The following is a 15,413-nucleotide window of genomic DNA, read 5'->3' on the forward strand; positions in this document are numbered from 1 at the left end:
GCGTCCTGAGCTGCACATATAGCTTTGGTGGAGGCCTGGTAACGGCTTGGTCGCGGCGGGTTTGAACGCGGCGCGCCTGTCGCGGCGTGTCGGGCAGTAGGTCTACCGTCGATCCCTGTGACCCGTGCCGTGACGACGCGAAGCGGTCGGGATGAACAGGAGCGGCGCGAAGTGACCTCATCCGAACCGGCCCCATTCCGCGAGGCGGTAGCGGCGATGAACGCCGTCGTCGTGCGGCCGGAGATCGAGTTGGGACCCATCAGGCCGCCGCAACGCTTGGCCCCCCACAGTTACGCGCTGGGCGCCGAGGTCAAACATCCCGATCGCGACATCATCCCCGAGCGGTCCGAAGGCGACGCCTTCGGACGGTTGATCCTGCTGTACGACCCCGAAGGGGCCGACGCGTGGGACGGCACCATCCGCATGGTCGCCTACATCCAGGCCGACCTTGACCCCAGCGAGGCGGTCGACCCGCTGCTGCCCGAAGTAGCGTGGAGCTGGCTAGTCGAGGCACTGGAGTCACGCATGGAACAAGTAGTCGCCCTGGGCGGCACCGTCACCGCCACCACATCGGTGCGCTACGGAGACATCTCCGGGCCGCCGCGCGCCCACCAGCTGGAGCTGCGCGCGTCCTGGACCGCGACGTCGCCGGCGGTCGGTGCGCATGTCGAGGCGTTCTGTGAGGTATTGGAGCATGCCGCGGGCCTACCGCCAGCCGGAGTCACCGACCTGAGCTCACGGTCACGCGCCTAGCATGGGTGAACCGTCGGCCGACGGGCCGGGTAGCAGCGCGCCCGGCGACACAGACACCGACGCCGAACCCACCCCGCTGCCGCATCCTTCCGAAGGCGTCCCGCCCATCTCGGTGAGCGTCCACGAAATCGAGGCCGCCGCGCAGCGGCTGGATCGCGGGCACGGGCCCTTCGCGGTGGACGCCGAACGTGCATCGGGTTTCCGCTACTCCAACCGGGCCTACCTGATCCAGATCCGGCGGGCCGGCTCCGGCACCGTGCTGATCGATCCGGTGAGCCACGGCGGCGACCCGCTCGAGGCCCTCCGGCCGGTGGCCGAGGTGCTGAGCAACGACGAATGGATCCTGCACTCCGCCGATCAGGACCTGCCGTGTCTGGCCGAGGTGGGCATGCGGCCGCCGGCGCTGTATGACACCGAACTGGCCGGACGACTGGCCGGGTTCGAACGGGTGAACCTGGCGACCATGGTCGAGCGGCTGCTGGGCTTCGGGCTGGCCAAGGGCCACGGCGCGGCGGACTGGTCCAAGCGGCCCCTGCCCGCCGAATGGCTCAACTACGCCGCCCTGGATGTGGAACTGCTCATCGAGCTGCGTACGGCGATCGCCGACGTCCTGGCCGCGCAGGGCAAAACCGATTGGGCCGCACAGGAATTCGATTACCTGCGCGACGTCGGTTTGACGGACCAAGGCGCCGTGCGACGGGACCGGTGGCGGCGAACGTCGGGCATCCATCGGGTGCGCGATCAGCGTCGCCTGGCCGCGGTCCGCGAATTGTGGTTGACGCGCGACCGCATCGCGCAGCGCCGCGACATCGCGCCGCGCCGCATCCTGCCCGACTCGGCCATCATCGATGCCGCGCTGGCCAACCCGACGACCGTCGAGGAGCTCGTCGCGCTGCCCGTGTTCGGTGGGCGCAACCAGCGGCGCAGCGCCGCGACGTGGCTGGCGGCGCTGGATGAGGCCCGGCGGACCAAGAACCCACCCCCGGAAAGCGAGCCGCCGAACGGTCCGCCGCCGCCGGCGCGGTGGAGCAGGCGCAAACCGGAGGCCGCCGCCCGGCTGGAGGCCGCCCGCTCGGCGTTGTCCCAGGTCTCCGAGCGGGTCCACGTTCCCACCGAGAATCTGGTCTCGCCGGACCTGGTGCGACGGCTCTGCTGGGACTGGACGGCCACGCCCGACCCATTGGACGCGGTCGAGACGTTCCTGCGTGCCGGTCAGGCCCGGCCCTGGCAGCGGGAGTTGGTGGATCCCGCCCTGGCCCGGGCCCTGCAGGCGCCGCCCGCGCCCGCCCAGGACGGTGACGTCGAAATCGACGCCAGCGCGGAAAAGTTCGAGTAAGGGCCGCGGCAGCGTCGATTTCGAATGGGGGCCAGCCGCTCCCCCGGACCCGTCGCGCTCGCGACTTAGTCCAGGTGCTCGCGGATCTCCGCTTCGGTGACACCGCTGCCCAGCGCCGCGACCCAGCCGGTGATGCGGCGGGCCACGTCTTGGTCTGTCAGCGCCAGATCCGACAGCAGCTCACCGCGGGAGGCGTGCTCGTAGAACTCCTGCGGCAGTCCGACGTCGCGGCACGGGACGTCGATCTCGGCGCCGCGCAGGGCCGCGGACACCGCCGAGCCCACCCCGCCGTTGACCCCGTTGTCCTCGCAGGTGACGACGAGCTTGTGCTCGGCCGCCAGTTCCAGAACGCGCTCTGAAACCGGCAGGACCCAACGCGGGTCGATCACGGTGACGCCGATCCCCTGGTCCTGTAGTCGCCCGGCTACGGCCAGTGCCATCGGCGCGAACGCGCCAACGCCGATCAGGAGCACGTCGTGGTTGCACCCGCTGGCCGGGACCGCGAGCACGTCGACACCGGAGATGCCCGATCCGCGGCGCTCGATCGCCGGAATATCCTCACCCACATCACCTTTGGGGAAGCGCAGTGCCGTGGGGCCATCGTCGACCTCGAGCGCCTCGCCGAGTTCTTCGCGCAATCGGGAGGCATCCCGGGGTGCGGCCACCCGCATGCCGGGCACGATGCCCAGCATCGACATGTCCCACATGCCGTTGTGGCTGGCGCCGTCCGAACCGGTGATGCCGGCCCGGTCGAGCACCATGGTGACCGGGAGCTTGTGCAACGCCACGTCCATCATGATCTGGTCGAAGGCCCGGTTCAGGAATGTCGAATAGATCGCCACCACGGGATGCATGCCGCCCATGGCGAGGCCGGCCGCCGACGTCATCGCGTGTTGTTCGGCGATGCCTACGTCGAACAAGCGGTCGGGGAACTGCTGCCCGAACGGCGTCAGCCCGGTCGGGCCGGGCATGGCCGCGGTGATCGCCACGATGTCGCGGCGCTTCCTGGCGTAGCCGATGAGGGCGTCGGAAAACGTCGCCGTCCAGCCGGGTCCGGCGACCTTGGTCGCCTGTCCGGTGACCGGGTCGATGACGCCGCACGAATGCATCTGCTCGGCTTCGTCGTCCTCGGCGGGGGCGAAGCCCATCCCCTTGCGAGTCACCACGTGCACGATCACCGGGCGACCGAAGCCGCGGGCGTGTCGCAGCGCCGCCTCCACCGCGCGTTCGTCGTGCCCGTCGACCGGGCCAACGTACTTCAGCCCCAGGTCGGTGAACATCAGCTGCGGCGACAACGAGTCCTTGATGCCGGCCTTGACGCTGTGCATGACGCGGTAGGCGATCTTGCCGACCAGCGGCAGCGCGCGCAGCGCGTCGCGGCCCTTCGCCAGGGCCTGCTCGTAGGCCGGCTGCAGCCGCAGCGAGGCGAGATGGTCGGCGACACCGCCGATCGTCGGGGCATAGCTGCGGCCGTTGTCATTGACCACGATGATGACCGGCCGGCCCGAGGCGGCGATATTGTTCAGCGCCTCCCAGCACATGCCGCCGGTGAGCGCGCCGTCGCCGACCACCGCGACAACGTGGCGATTGCGGTGCCCACTCAGTTCGAAGGCCTTGGCCAGACCGTCGGCGTAGGACAACGACGCACTGGCGTGGCTGGACTCGACCCAGTCGTGCTCGCTCTCGGCTCGCGACGGATACCCGGACAGTCCACCCTTCTTGCGCAGGCTCTCGAACTCGAGGCAACGGCCCGTCAGCATCTTGTGGACGTAGGCCTGATGACCGGTGTCGAAGATGATCGGATCGTGGGGTGAATCGAACACCCGGTGCAGGGCGAGCGTCAGCTCAACCACGCCCAGATTCGGCCCCAGATGCCCCCCGGTGGCAGCAACCTTGTGAATCAGGAACTCGCGAATCTCGGCAGCCAGCTCGCGAAGTTCATGTTGGGAAAGGTGCTGCAGATCAGCGGGCCCGCGGATCTGTTCCAGCATCCAGTCAGTCTACGCAGCGCTTACGAGAACAACAGGATTCACCGCTCCCGCGCGGGGCCGAACAGATCCGCCAGCGTGTCATGGAGGTCGGGATCCGCCAGGATGACGACTTCGTCCCCGGCCTCGAGTTCGGTGTCGCCTCGCACCGGCACCAGGCCGGTGGTGCGGACCACGATGCTCACCCAGATGTCACCGACCCGGTCGCCGAGACCTTCGACTGTGGAGCGCTCGGCAACGGAGCCGGCCGCGACGCTGAAGCGGTGGACCCCCTGCGGTTCGTCGGCCAGTCGCACGCCTATCTGCCAGGGCCGGGTCTGGACGGTGCGCATGGGCAGCTGCAGCAGTCTGGCGACGCCGGGTACCGAGCTGCCCTGCACCAGCACTGAGAAGATGACGACGACGACGACGATGCCGTACAGCCGTTCGGCGTCGGCGACGTGTGCGGCTCGGAGGAACTCGCCCAGCAGGATCGGCACGGCACCCTTGAGCCCGGCGAACAGAACGAAGATGCGTTCGTTTCGCTCTAATCGGACGGGAACCAAACAAGAGCCCACCGCCAACGGACGAATGACCGCTGTCAGCGCCACACCGAGGGCAACCCCGGGAATCCATACCTCGGGGTGGCCAAGGACATCGAGGTCGACGGTCAAACCGAGAACGGCAAACGCGACGATTTCCGCCAGGCCCGCCAGGGCGGCGTGGAATTGCTTGATCTCGGGTTTGTAGGGCGCGCGGGCGTCGCCGATCACGATGCCGGCCACGAACACGGCCAAAAATCCCGAGCCGTGCGCGAGCGTCGTGATGCCGTACAACATCAGACAGAATGCCAGCGTTCGTAACGAGTAGAGGCCCTCGCTCGGCAACGCGACCCGGCGCATGAAGACGAGTAGGACACGGCCGCCGAGCGCCCCGACGGCCAGGCCGACCGCCATCTGCAGAGCGAATTGTGTTCCCACGCTGGCGAATCCGGCTGCGCTGAGACCACCGGCGGCGATCAGGCTGGACATCAAGGAGATGCCGACCGGATCGTTGGCACCTGACTCGCCTTCCAGGATGGTGCCGCTGCGGCCGCGGATCTCGCGTTTGCCCAGCACAGAGAAAACCACGGCCGGATCGGTCGGAGCCACTGCTGTGGCCACGAGCACCGCGGGAAACCAGCTGATTCCGCATACGTAGTGCAGCACCAGCGCCGCCCCTGCCGCGGTGAGGGCGGTGCCCACGACGCCCACCGACAGGATCGGGACGGCCGCCGCGCGGAAGCGCGAAGGACCGATGTGCATGCCGCCGTCGAACAACACCAACACCAGCGCGATGGTGATCACCCGTTCCACGATTCGCTCGGACGGAGGCTGCACCGCGGGCACGGCGTGCACCACGAGGGCGGCTCCGCCCAGCACGAGTAGTGGCACCGGGATCTTGACCCGCTCGGTTAGTCGATTCGCCAGCACCGCAACCAAACCGACCGCACTGGAGAACAAGATGATCAGCGCGTAGCGCAGAGTTTCGGTCACGATGTCAGCGCTCGAGACCGGGTGAGGACGTGCCGCGCGCGCAATCGACATGACTCGACAGCCACGGGCCGTTCTGTGAGGGTAAGCACGCGCGCCTTTCGATCGGTCGATAACGACATCGCCGACCAGACTTCCCGGCACACCGCGACGCAGTCTAACCGGTCGTGAGAGTCACTCGCTCCCCATTGCGGTGACGCGCCCGCTGGGCCGCCAGAACCTCCCTAGCGCGTCAGCAGCGCGACGCATTCGCTGTGATGGGTCAGCGGGAACGCGTCGAACACCTTGATCTTCTCGACGGTGTAACCGTGGCCGCGGTAGATTCCGATGTCGCGTGCGAAAGATGCTGCCTCACAACCGATGTGCACCACCCGCGGGACGTCGGCGGCGGCCAGCAGGTCGATGACCTCGCGACCGGCGCCCGCCCGCGGCGGATCCAGCACCGCCACGTCGGCGCGCCCTCGCTGCGCCGTCAACGCGCGGCGCACCGAGTCGGTGACGATGTGCACCTGGGTCAGATCGGCCAAGGTGGCCCGGGCGGCCCGGGTCGACGCGCGCGAGGTGTCCACGCTGAGCACGCGCCCGGAGTGCCCGACGGCAGCGCCGAGCACCGCCGCGAAAACGCCTGCGCCGCCGTACAGATCCCACGCGCGCATCCCCGCGGCGGGCTGCGCCCAGTCGGCGACCAGCTCGCTGTACACGTTGGCCGCATCGCGGTGCGCCTGCCAGAAGGCGGTCACCGGCACCTGCCAACTTCGCCCGGCCACGCGCTGCACCGCCTCGTAGCGGCCCTCCACGACCTTGGTCGCGGTCTGCCTGCCCTGCCGCAGCGTGCGCACCACGTGGCGCACGCCGTCGTCGTCGACGGCCACGTGCAGCTGGGCGCCCGGCGGCCAATCGATTTCGGCGATCCGGTCGAGCATGCCGCCCGCCAGCTGGGCACACCGCAAATCGCTCACCAATTCCTCGCTGTGGTATCTGTGAAACCCCGGGCGGCGGTCGGGGCCCACGCCGAGCCGAACGCGGGTGCGCCACCCCGTCGGCGCGGAATCCGCCAGCGGTTCGGCCTCTCCGCTCCAGCGATGCCCGCCGAGGCGCTCGAGCTGATTGGCCACGATTTCGGCCTTGAGTGTGCGGGCCACCTCGGGGGCGGCGAACGCCAGATCGCAACAGCCGGCGCCGCCGACCCCGGCGATGGGGCACAGCGATGTGATGCGACCGGCCGCCGGGTCGATAACCTCGATAACCTCTGCGTGCCAATAAGATCCGCGATCCGCGGTGACGCGGACACGAACCCGCTCGCGAGGCAAGGCGTAGCGGACGAACACCACCCGCCCTTCGTGGTGCGCGACGCAACTGCCGCCGTTGGCCGGGGCATCGGTGGTCAGGGTCAGCTCCCCCATCGGGGGTGGCGCCGCGCGCGGCGCGCGTGCCGATTCGCGGGTCAATCGAAGATTCCCCGACGAGCGTCACCCGGCGCCATGTGCGGCTGCAGGGTTTTACGCCGCTCCGACGAACTCAACTGCCACGGAACCGAAGTGACCATGACGCCCGGCATGAACAGCAGGCGGCCCTTGAGCCGAAGGGCGCTCTGGTTGTGCAACACCTGCTCCCACCAATGGCCGACCACGTACTCCGGAATGAACACCGTCACCACGGTGCGCGGCGACTCCTCCCTGGCCCGTTTGACGTATTCCAGTACGGGACGGGTCACTTCGCGATACGGCGACGCGATGACCTTGAGCGGGACGCTGATATCGCTGTCTTCCCATTTGCGCACCAGATCGCGCGTTTCCGCGTCGTCGACGCTGACTGTCACGGCCTCCAGCACATCGGGCCGGGTGGCCCTCGCGTAGGCGAGCGCACGCAGCGTCGGCAGGTGCAGCTTCGACACCAGCACCACGGCGTGGTTACGGCTGGGCAGTACCACATTCTCCTGGGCGGCCGCCTGCTCCGCCAATTCCCGGTTCACCGTGTTGTAGTGCCGGTGAATCATTTTCATGAGTCCGAACAGCAGGCTCATCGCGAACAGGGCGATCCACGCTCCGGCCACGAACTTGGTCACCAGAACCACCAGCAACACCGTGCCCGTCGATAGCAATCCGACCGTGTTGACCACCCGCGAGCGCATCATCTTGCGCCGCACCCGCGGATCGCTTTCCGTGCGCAGCAACCGGGTCCAGTGCCGCACCATGCCGATCTGACTCAACGTGAAAGAAATGAACACGCCGACGATGTACAGCTGAATCAACGCGGTCACCTCACCGCGGAACGCGATGATCGCCAGCAGCGCTGCCCCGGACAGGAACAGGATTCCGTTGGAGAACGCCAATCGGTCTCCGCGGGTGTGCAATTGGCGGGGCAGGTAGCTGTGCTGCGCCAGGATCGAGCCAAGCACGGGAAAGCCGTTGAACGCGGTGTTGGCCGCCAGCACCAGAATTAGGGCGGTCACGGTGGCGATCAGCAGGAACCCGATGTGAAAGCTGCCGAACACCGTTTGGGCCAACTGGGTGACCAGGGTCTTCTGGTAGTAACCCTTGGGCGCGCCACCCAATTGCCTCGCGGGATCCTCGACGAGTTTGACCCCGATCTTCTCGGCCAGCACGATGATGCCCATCAGCAGGGTCACCGCGATGCCGCCCAGCATCAGCAGCGTCGTCGCGGCGTTGCGCGACTTGGGTTTCTGAAACGCCGGCACGCCATTGCTGATCGCCTCGACACCGGTCAGCGCCGCGCAGCCCGACGAGAACGACCGCGCCACCAGGAACGCCAACGCGAAGCCGACGACCTGGCCGTGCTCGGCATGCATTTCGAAACCCGCCGACTCGGCCCGCAGCGGATTGCCCAGCACGAAGATCCGGAACAGCCCCCAGCCGATCATGACCAGGACTCCGACGATGAACGCATACGTCGGGATAGCGAACGCCAACCCGGACTCGCGCACGCCGCGCAGGTTTAGCGCCATCACCAGCAGGATGGACACCACGCAAAAAAAGACCTTGTGCTGGGCCACGATCGGAATCGCCGAGCCGATGTTGGCCATCGCGGAGGCCGTCGAGACCGCAACGGTCAGAACGTAATCCACCATCAGCGCGCTGGCGACCACGAGGCCGGCCGTGTCGCCCAGATTGGTGGTCACCACCTCATAGTCGCCGCCGCCGGACGGGTAGGCATGGACGTTTTGCCGGTAGCTGGCCACCACTACCAGCATCACTCCGGCCACCGCGAGCCCGATCCACGGCGTCAGCGCGTACGCGGTCACCCCGGCCACCGAGAGCATCAGGAAGACCTCCTCGGGCGCATACGCAACCGAGGACAGCGCGTCGGAGGCGAACACCGGCAAGGCGATCCGCTTGGGCAGCAGCGTGTGACTCAGCCGGTCGCTGCGAAACGGCCGACCGATAAGCAACCGACGGGTGGCGGTTGAAAGTTTGGACACGAGAGCCAAGAGTAAGCCCAGACGGGTTTGGCGGTAGCGTTCGTAGGAGAATGTTTGCCGACCGAAACGGCTGGCCGACGTTGGGTTACCGGAGAAGGGCGCAGGACGCGGTCGAGAGGACCTCAAGTTGCGAGTAGTGGTGATGGGCTGCGGGCGGGTCGGTTCTTCGGTCGCCGACGGGCTCTCGCGCATCGGTCACGACGTCGCGGTCATCGACCGTGACAGCACCGCCTTCAACCGGCTCAGCCCCGAATACGCCGGCGAGCGGGTGCTGGGGCAGGGATTCGACCGAGATGTACTGCTGAGGGCACGCATCGAGGAAGCGGACGCGTTCGCCGCGGTGTCATCGGGCGACAACTCCAACATCATCTCCGCGCGGCTGGCCCGCGAGACGTTCGGCGTCAAGCGGGTCGTGGCGCGCATCTACGACGCCAAGCGCGCCGAGGTCTACGAGCGGTTGGGCATTCCCACCATCGCGACCGTGCCCTGGACCACCGACCGGCTGCTCAACGCGCTGCTGCGTGAGTCCGAGACGGCCAAGTGGCGCGATCCCACCGGCACGGTCGCCGTGTCCGAGGTCGTCTTGCACGAGGACTGGATCGGGCATCGCGTCACCGATCTCGAACAGGCCACCGGCGCCCGGGTCGCGTTCCTGATCCGTTTCGGGGCCGGCGTGTTGCCAGAGCCCAAGTCGGTTATCCAAGCCGGCGACCAGGTGTACGTCGCCGCGATCTCCGGCCGCGCCGCCGAGGCGGTGGCCATCGCCGCGCTGCCGCCCAGCGAAGACTTGTGACGAATTCGAACGAGCGGCTCGAGGAGCGGCGTACATGAAGGTAGCTGTTGCCGGCGCCGGCGCCGTCGGCCGCTCGGTCACCCGCGAACTCATCGGCAACGGCCACGATGTGACGCTGATCGAACGTAATCCCGATCATGTCGACGTCGACGCCATCCCGGCCGCGCACTGGAGGCTGGGCGATGCCTGCGAACTGAGCTTGCTCGAGTCGGTGCGCATGCAGGAGTTCGACGTGGTAGTCGCCGCGACGGGTGACGACAAGGCCAACGTGGTCCTTAGCTTGTTGGCCAAAACCGAGTTCGCCGTGCCGCGGGTGGTGGCCCGGGTCAACGATCCCCGCAACGAATGGCTGTTCACCGACGCCTGGGGGGTTGACGTGGCGGTGTCGACGCCGCGCATGCTGGCCTCCCTGATCGAAGAGGCCGTCGCCGTCGGTGATCTGGTGCGGCTGATGGAATTCCGCAAGGGTCAGGCCAACCTGGTCGAGATCACCCTGCCCGACGACACCCCGTGGGGCGGCAAGCCCGTGCGCAAGCTGCAGCTGCCGCGGGACACCTCGCTGGTGACGATCCTGCGCGGGCCCCGGGTGATCGTTCCCGAGGACGACGAGCCGCTGGAGGGCGGCGACGAGCTGCTGTTCGTCGCCATCGCCGAGGCGGAAGAGGACCTGCAGAAGCTGCTACTGGGCAGCCACAGTCCGTCCGGGGAGTAGCGGCGATCGCCGGCGCGGCGGAGCCGGGCGCAGCGGGTCGCCACCATCAGGATTGGTCAGTCGGTAACGGCACCGGGTTCGATCTCGACCGCGGGGACGCCCGCAGCGGCGATGGCCCGTCGCGCCGACTTGATCGCCGCGTAGGTCGCCAACGCGGCCAGCACGGTCAGCGGCCAGCCCATCGCGATCCGTGCCACCGCTAGCCAGCCGGTCCGATCGGCGTCGTAGAGCAAACCCTGAACGACGAACCGGGCTGCGAACACCAGCACCCAGCCCACCGAGGCGATGTCGAACGCATAGACGGCCCGGGGCACCTCGCGCCAACCGTCACCCCGCCCGGTGGTCCAACTCCACGCGTAGCCGACCATCGGCCGGCGGATCACGACCGACGCCGCGACGACCACCGCCCACACCAACGACATCCAGATGCCGAGCAGGAAGTAGCCTTTGGACTCCCCCAGCACATAGGCGATCAGCGCGCATAGCGCGACGCCGAAGAAGCCGGAGAACGCCGGCTGAGGCGAGTCGCGGCGCATGAGCCGCCACACCAAGATCAGCGCCGCCACCCCCAGCGCGGCCACGATCGCGGGAACCAATCCCGACACGCTCGAAACGACGACGAACACCACCACCGGCAGCGACGAATAAATGACTCCACTGACCCCGCCTGCCTGAGCCAGCAGACGTTCCGGGTTCATGCGGTTGGTGGTCATTTGTTCCGACGAACCCGACTCGCGCGGGGTTGACCCCAGATGCTTAGGGTCGGTCACCGTTGAATTTCGTAGTGCGGGTTGTAGATCGCTTTGGTTCCGTTCTCCAGCTTGCCGAGGCGCCCGCGCACTCGCAGGGTACGGCCAGAGTCGATGCCCGGTATGCGGCGTTGTCCCAGCCACACGAGCGTGACGGTGTCGCTGCCGTCGAACAATTCGGCGCGCACCCCGCCGGCGCAGGCCCTGCCGTTGCACTCGACGCTACGAAGCGTTCCCACCATCGTGACTTCTTGGCCACGCTCGCAGTCAACCGCGCGTTGCGCGCCGGTGCTTGCGACCTCGTCGGATAGCTCCTCCGAGTCGAGTTGTTCCGGATCCTCCGTCAACCGACGGCCGAGCCGGCGTAGATACCCTTGGGCCCCCATGGCCACTCCTGACAAATGCTGATAAGCCCCGACGCTTCCATCTATGCCAACGGACACCGTAGACCTGTTGGTTCCCCGGCGCCAACTGACTCAAACGTCGTGTTGGAGGGCCGGTGAACGGCGGGGCACTATCTAGAGGTGGTGGTCGATCTACGCGGTGTTACGACGGTGTTGTTGCCCGGGACCGGCTCCGACGACGACTACGTTCACCGGGCATTTTCCCGCCCCCTGTCCGAGATCGGCGCGGTGCTGGTGACCCCGCGGCCGCGGCCCGAGCGGTTGATCGAGGGCTACCGGGCGGCGCTGGATGACGCTGCGCGTGCGAAGCCGATCGCCGTGGGCGGGGTTTCGATCGGCGCCGCGGTGGCGGCTGCCTGGGCGCTGACCCATCCCGACCGGGCAGTCGCGGTGCTGGCCGCGCTGCCGGCCTGGACGGGCGCGCCCGGGGCGGCGCCCGCGGCACTTGCGGCGCGGTATTCGGCGGCGCAGTTACGCACCGACGGGCTGGCGACGACCACGACCCAGATGCGGGCGTCCAGCCCGCCGTGGCTGGCCGACGAGCTGACCCGGTCTTGGGGCGCGCAGTGGCCACATCTGCCGGATGCGATGGAAGAGGCGGCCGCCTACGTCGCGCCGAGCTGCGACGAGCTGGCCGGACTGGCGGTGCCGCTGGGCGTGGCCTCCGCGGTCGACGATCCGATCCACCCGTTGCAGGCCGGCCTCGACTGGGTCGCGGCAGCGCCGCGGGCGGCGCTGCAAACGGTGACGCTGGATCAGATCGGGACGGATCCCGCCGCCCTGGGCGCAGCCTGCCTGAGCGCGCTGGCCGACCTGTAGCCGGTCAGCCGCCGGTCGTGGTGCGCAGTTGTTGCATCGCCGACCCGTCGGCGCTGCGGCGCGCGGCCGGCTCGCTGGGCGGCGCCTGTTGCCCTTCGGCCCGTTGGGCGTCGTCCTGCTGTGCGGCCTGTTGGGCAGCGGCAGCTTCGCGCAGCTGCTGCGCCATCGGCTCGGGTAGCTGGACGGTCAGCGGTGTGCGCACCGGCAACGGCGTGTCACCGCGCCGAACCACGGTGTCCGCCAAGGCCGCTCGCGCCTCCTGCTCCAGGGCTTCCATCGTCTCCTGCGAGCCGTTGATGACGCAGCGGATCATCCATCGGTAGCCATCGACCCCGATGAAGCGCACCACGCCCGCGGCGGTGCCCACCACTTCGCGACCCCACGGCCCGTCCTTGATGCTCACTTGGGCGGAGTCGTTGCGCAGCGATTCGGCGAGCTCGCCGGCCACTTCACGCCACAGGCCACCCGTTTTCGGCGCGGCGTAGGCGGCGATGGTGAAACGGCCGTTCGGCGTGACGACCCAGACCGCGCTGGGCACACCGGTTTCGGTCAGCTCGACCTGCAGTTGGCCGGCCTCCGGCATGGGAATGAGCACCGAGCCCAGGTCAAGCCGGGCCAACTCGGCGACCGCGGGGTCGTCGAAGTCCTCGATATCGAAGGGGCCCTCGAGCTCTTCGGGCGCCGACTCGTCGGCGTCGCGGGTCGCGACCTCGTCCGCCGCTGATGTGTCGGCACCGGGGGTGTCGTCGTCTTTGGGTGTGCGTTTACCGAATGCCATCACAAACTCGCATGTCCGCCGGAGGAACCGTGACCGCCGTCGCCACGGGATGTTTCGGCCAGCCCGGCGTCGTCGAACGACGAGACTTCGACCAGCTCCACTAATTCGACTCGCTGCACCAACAACTGGGCGATCCGGTCGCCGCGGTGCACCACGATCGGCTCAGTCGGGTCCAAGTTGATCAGCGCAACCTTGATCTCGCCGCGATAGCCTGCATCGACGGTACCGGGACTGTTGACGATCGAAAGTCCAACTCGCGCAGCCAGTCCCGACCGTGGATGCACCAAGCCGACCATCCCGAACGGAATGGCCACCGCGATCCCCGTTCGCACCAGGGCGCGGCGCCCGGGCTCCAGTTTCACGTCTTCTGCGCTGTAGAGATCGATCCCGGCGTCGCCCTCATGGGCGCGGCTGGGCAGCGGAAGCTCCGGATCAAGACGGACGATGGCCAAACTGGTCGACACGGGGCCACAGACTACCCTTGACTGCGTGTCCGATACGCGCGTCGCGCCGCACAACGTGCGGTATCGCGAACGATTGTGGGTTCCGTGGTGGTGGTGGCCCCCGGCCTTCGCGCTGGCGGGCATCATCGCTTTCGAATTCAACATGGGCGTCACCCGCCACTCGACCTGGTGGCCGTACGCGACGCTGTTCGCGGTCGCGGCCGCGGCGCTGCTGTGGCTGGGCCGCATCGAGATCCGCGTCACCGAAGACCCCGCGGCGCCGGGCGAAACACAGCTGTGGGCCGGGCCGGCGCATCTGCCGATCACCGCGATCTCCCGGTCCGCGGAAATCGCGCCCTCGGCCAAGTCCGCCGCGTTGGGCCGTCAGCTGGACCCGGCGGCCTACGTCCTCCACAGGGCATGGGTGGGACCGATGATCCTTGCGGTCCTCGACGATCCGGACGATCCGACGCCGTACTGGCTGGTGAGCTGCCGTCACCCCGAACGAGTGCTGTCGGCACTGACACGGTGAGTGCGGCCGTCAGGCCGCGCAGTCGGTACAGATCATCACGCCGTTCTTCTCGCTGGCCAGCCGACTGCGGTGTTGCACCAGGAAACAGCTCGAGCAGGTGAACTCGTCGGCCTGCTTCGGAATCACTCGCACCGACAGTTCCTCACCGGACAGGTCGGCACCCGGCAGCTCAAAGTTCTCAGCGGATTCAGATTCGTCGACATCGACAACGGCCGAAGCCGCCTCGTTCCGTCGCGCTTTGAGCTCCTCCAGCGAGTCCTCCGAAACGTCGTCGGTCTCGGTGCGCCGTGGAGCGTCATAGTCGGTAGGCATATCTCTTCCCCTGCCCTATAGCCTCTGCATCCCCGCGATATCCAAGCATCGCTTTGTACCAGCGTCGAACGCATCCACCAAATGATTCGTGCCCGTATCGCGGTGCATTAAGGTGTGATTTACCTCACATTCCTATTCTTACCCTTGCGCTCGTCTCTGAACAGTGGGTTTAGCGTGCGGTTAGAGTGCACCTGTGGTCACGCAAATCACCGAGGGTACAGCGTTTGACAAGCACGGTCGGCCTTTTCGGCGCCGCAACCCCCGGCCCGCGATCGTCGCGGTGGTCGTTCTCGCAGTGGCCACCGCGGTGATCTGGACGATCGCGCTGACGCGCCCCGCAAGGGTGCACGAGGCCGCGGTGTGCAATCCGCCGCCGGAGTCGGCCGGCTCGGCACCGGCCCAGCTCGGTGAGCAGGTGTCACGCAGCGCCATGATGGACGTCACGCCAGCCAAGCTGGCGGACACCAAAGTTCGCGTCCTCAACGCCAGCGGCCGGGGCGGCCAGGCCCCCGACGTCGCGGGCGCCATGAAAGACCTCGGCTTCGCGCAACCCACCGCCGCCAATGACCCCCTCTACGCGGGCACCAGACTCACTTGTCAGGGCCAAATCCGTTTCGGCACGGCCGGACAGGCCACCGCGGCCGCCGTGTGGCTGGTCGCGCCGTGCACAGAGCTGTTCAACGACAACCGCGCCGACGACTCGGTCGACCTCTCCCTGGGCACCGACTTCAGCGCGTTGGCCCACAACGACGACATCGACGCCGTGCTCGCCACCCTGCGTCCGGGCGCCACCGAACCCTCAGATCCCACGCTGCTGGCCAAGATTCACGCCAGCAGCTGCTGA

16 protein-coding genes are annotated in these 15,413 nt (G+C 68.0%); 7 read left to right on the top strand and 9 right to left on the bottom strand.

Annotation, left to right across the window (positions count from 1 at the left end; all coding sequences use genetic code 11):
- Positions 1 to 117: 117 nt before the first annotated feature.
- On the top strand, positions 118 to 753 hold the full coding sequence (locus A5686_RS15395; RefSeq protein ID WP_156750088.1) for a DUF3000 domain-containing protein: 636 nt from the start codon (positions 118 to 120) through the stop codon (positions 751 to 753).
- Position 754: 1 nt separating this feature from the next.
- Positions 755 to 2,089, top strand: a complete 1,335-nt coding sequence (locus A5686_RS15400) for a ribonuclease D (protein WP_067935728.1) — start codon at positions 755 to 757, stop codon at positions 2,087 to 2,089.
- A 65-nt stretch (positions 2,090 to 2,154) separates the two neighbouring features.
- On the opposite strand, the gene dxs is transcribed toward A5686_RS15400, so the two are convergent.
- The 4 genes from dxs to A5686_RS15420 all read right to left on the bottom strand — a co-directional run bounded on the left by dxs (position 2,155) and on the right by A5686_RS15420 (position 9,027).
- The gene (gene dxs, locus A5686_RS15405; protein WP_067935731.1) at positions 2,155 to 4,080 is read right to left on the bottom strand and encodes a 1-deoxy-D-xylulose-5-phosphate synthase; all 1,926 of its coding nucleotides are present in this window, start codon (positions 4,078 to 4,080) and stop codon (positions 2,155 to 2,157) included.
- Positions 4,081 to 4,118: 38 nt separating this feature from the next.
- Entirely contained in the window at positions 4,119 to 5,591 is a 1,473-nt protein-coding gene (locus A5686_RS15410) for a cation:proton antiporter (RefSeq protein WP_067936205.1), read from the bottom strand.
- A 221-nt stretch (positions 5,592 to 5,812) separates the two neighbouring features.
- Positions 5,813 to 6,991 carry a class I SAM-dependent RNA methyltransferase gene (locus A5686_RS15415; RefSeq protein ID WP_067935734.1) on the bottom strand — a complete coding sequence of 393 codons (1,179 nt, stop codon included), beginning with the start codon at positions 6,989 to 6,991 and terminating at the stop codon, positions 5,813 to 5,815.
- Between the two features lie 41 nt (positions 6,992 to 7,032).
- Complete coding sequence (locus A5686_RS15420) at positions 7,033 to 9,027, bottom strand: APC family permease (RefSeq protein WP_067935735.1); 1,995 nt, start codon at positions 9,025 to 9,027, stop codon at positions 7,033 to 7,035.
- Between the two features lie 127 nt (positions 9,028 to 9,154).
- On the opposite strand from A5686_RS15420, the gene A5686_RS15425 reads away from it, so the two are divergent.
- Together A5686_RS15425 and A5686_RS15430 are read left to right on the top strand one after the other, a co-directional pair.
- A complete protein-coding gene (locus A5686_RS15425) occupies positions 9,155 to 9,820 on the top strand; it encodes a TrkA family potassium uptake protein (RefSeq protein ID WP_112710436.1) in 666 nt (221 codons plus the stop codon).
- 34 nt (positions 9,821 to 9,854) lie between these two features.
- Complete coding sequence (locus tag A5686_RS15430) at positions 9,855 to 10,532, top strand: TrkA family potassium uptake protein (RefSeq protein WP_067935741.1); 678 nt, start codon at positions 9,855 to 9,857, stop codon at positions 10,530 to 10,532.
- A gap of 56 nt (positions 10,533 to 10,588) precedes the next feature.
- Here A5686_RS15430 and A5686_RS15435 read toward each other — a convergent pair whose 3' ends face one another.
- Together A5686_RS15435 and A5686_RS15440 are read right to left on the bottom strand one after the other, a co-directional pair.
- Positions 10,589 to 11,245 carry a DUF3159 domain-containing protein gene (locus tag A5686_RS15435; protein WP_067935743.1) on the bottom strand — a complete coding sequence of 219 codons (657 nt, stop codon included), beginning with the start codon at positions 11,243 to 11,245 and terminating at the stop codon, positions 10,589 to 10,591.
- Positions 11,246 to 11,298: 53 nt separating this feature from the next.
- Positions 11,299 to 11,667: an OB-fold nucleic acid binding domain-containing protein gene (locus A5686_RS15440; protein ID WP_067935746.1), complete on the bottom strand. Its 369-nt coding sequence runs from the start codon at positions 11,665 to 11,667 to the stop codon at positions 11,299 to 11,301.
- 138 nt (positions 11,668 to 11,805) lie between these two features.
- Here A5686_RS15440 and A5686_RS15445 point away from each other — a divergent pair, with 138 nt between their 5' ends.
- Positions 11,806 to 12,504, top strand: a complete 699-nt coding sequence (locus tag A5686_RS15445; RefSeq protein WP_067935749.1) for a hypothetical protein — start codon at positions 11,806 to 11,808, stop codon at positions 12,502 to 12,504.
- Between the two features lie 4 nt (positions 12,505 to 12,508).
- Here A5686_RS15445 and A5686_RS15450 read toward each other — a convergent pair whose 3' ends face one another.
- Together A5686_RS15450 and dut are read right to left on the bottom strand one after the other, a co-directional pair.
- A complete protein-coding gene (locus tag A5686_RS15450; protein ID WP_082947647.1) occupies positions 12,509 to 13,285 on the bottom strand; it encodes a DUF3710 domain-containing protein in 777 nt (258 codons plus the stop codon).
- On the bottom strand, positions 13,282 to 13,746 hold the full coding sequence (dut, locus tag A5686_RS15455) for a dUTP diphosphatase (protein WP_067935755.1): 465 nt from the start codon (positions 13,744 to 13,746) through the stop codon (positions 13,282 to 13,284). Before dut ends, A5686_RS15450 begins: the two co-directional genes overlap by 4 nt.
- A 25-nt stretch (positions 13,747 to 13,771) precedes the next feature.
- On the opposite strand from dut, the gene A5686_RS15460 reads away from it, so the two are divergent.
- Entirely contained in the window at positions 13,772 to 14,257 is a 486-nt protein-coding gene (locus A5686_RS15460; protein ID WP_067935756.1) for a DUF3093 domain-containing protein, read from the top strand.
- Positions 14,258 to 14,266: 9 nt separating this feature from the next.
- Here A5686_RS15460 and A5686_RS15465 read toward each other — a convergent pair whose 3' ends face one another.
- A complete protein-coding gene (locus A5686_RS15465; RefSeq protein WP_036468275.1) occupies positions 14,267 to 14,569 on the bottom strand; it encodes a DUF4193 domain-containing protein in 303 nt (100 codons plus the stop codon).
- Between the two features lie 193 nt (positions 14,570 to 14,762).
- Here A5686_RS15465 and cei point away from each other — a divergent pair, with 193 nt between their 5' ends.
- Positions 14,763 to 15,413 (top strand): envelope integrity protein Cei, encoded by a 651-nt coding sequence (gene cei, locus A5686_RS15470; protein WP_067935759.1) that lies wholly within the window; start codon positions 14,763 to 14,765, stop codon positions 15,411 to 15,413.

Source organism: Mycobacterium sp. E2479, assembly GCF_001667925.1.
Taxonomy (GTDB): Bacteria; Actinomycetota; Actinomycetes; order Mycobacteriales; family Mycobacteriaceae; genus Mycobacterium.

What these genes read in the sequence shown, in the direction of transcription:
- A5686_RS15415 (WP_067935734.1), bottom strand. Translation starts at nt 6,991, where the DNA reads ATGGGGGAGCTGACCCTGACCACCGATGCCCCGGCCAACGGCGGCAGT.
- A5686_RS15465 (WP_036468275.1), bottom strand. Translation starts at nt 14,569, where the DNA reads ATGCCTACCGACTATGACGCTCCACGGCGCACCGAGACCGACGACGTT.
- A5686_RS15435 (WP_067935743.1), bottom strand. Translation starts at nt 11,245, where the DNA reads ATGACCACCAACCGCATGAACCCGGAACGTCTGCTGGCTCAGGCAGGC.
- A5686_RS15430 (WP_067935741.1), top strand. Translation starts at nt 9,855, where the DNA reads ATGAAGGTAGCTGTTGCCGGCGCCGGCGCCGTCGGCCGCTCGGTCACC.
- dxs (WP_067935731.1), bottom strand. Translation starts at nt 4,080, where the DNA reads ATGCTGGAACAGATCCGCGGGCCCGCTGATCTGCAGCACCTTTCCCAA.
- A5686_RS15440 (WP_067935746.1), bottom strand. Translation starts at nt 11,667, where the DNA reads ATGGGGGCCCAAGGGTATCTACGCCGGCTCGGCCGTCGGTTGACGGAG.
- A5686_RS15400 (WP_067935728.1), top strand. Translation starts at nt 755, where the DNA reads ATGGGTGAACCGTCGGCCGACGGGCCGGGTAGCAGCGCGCCCGGCGAC.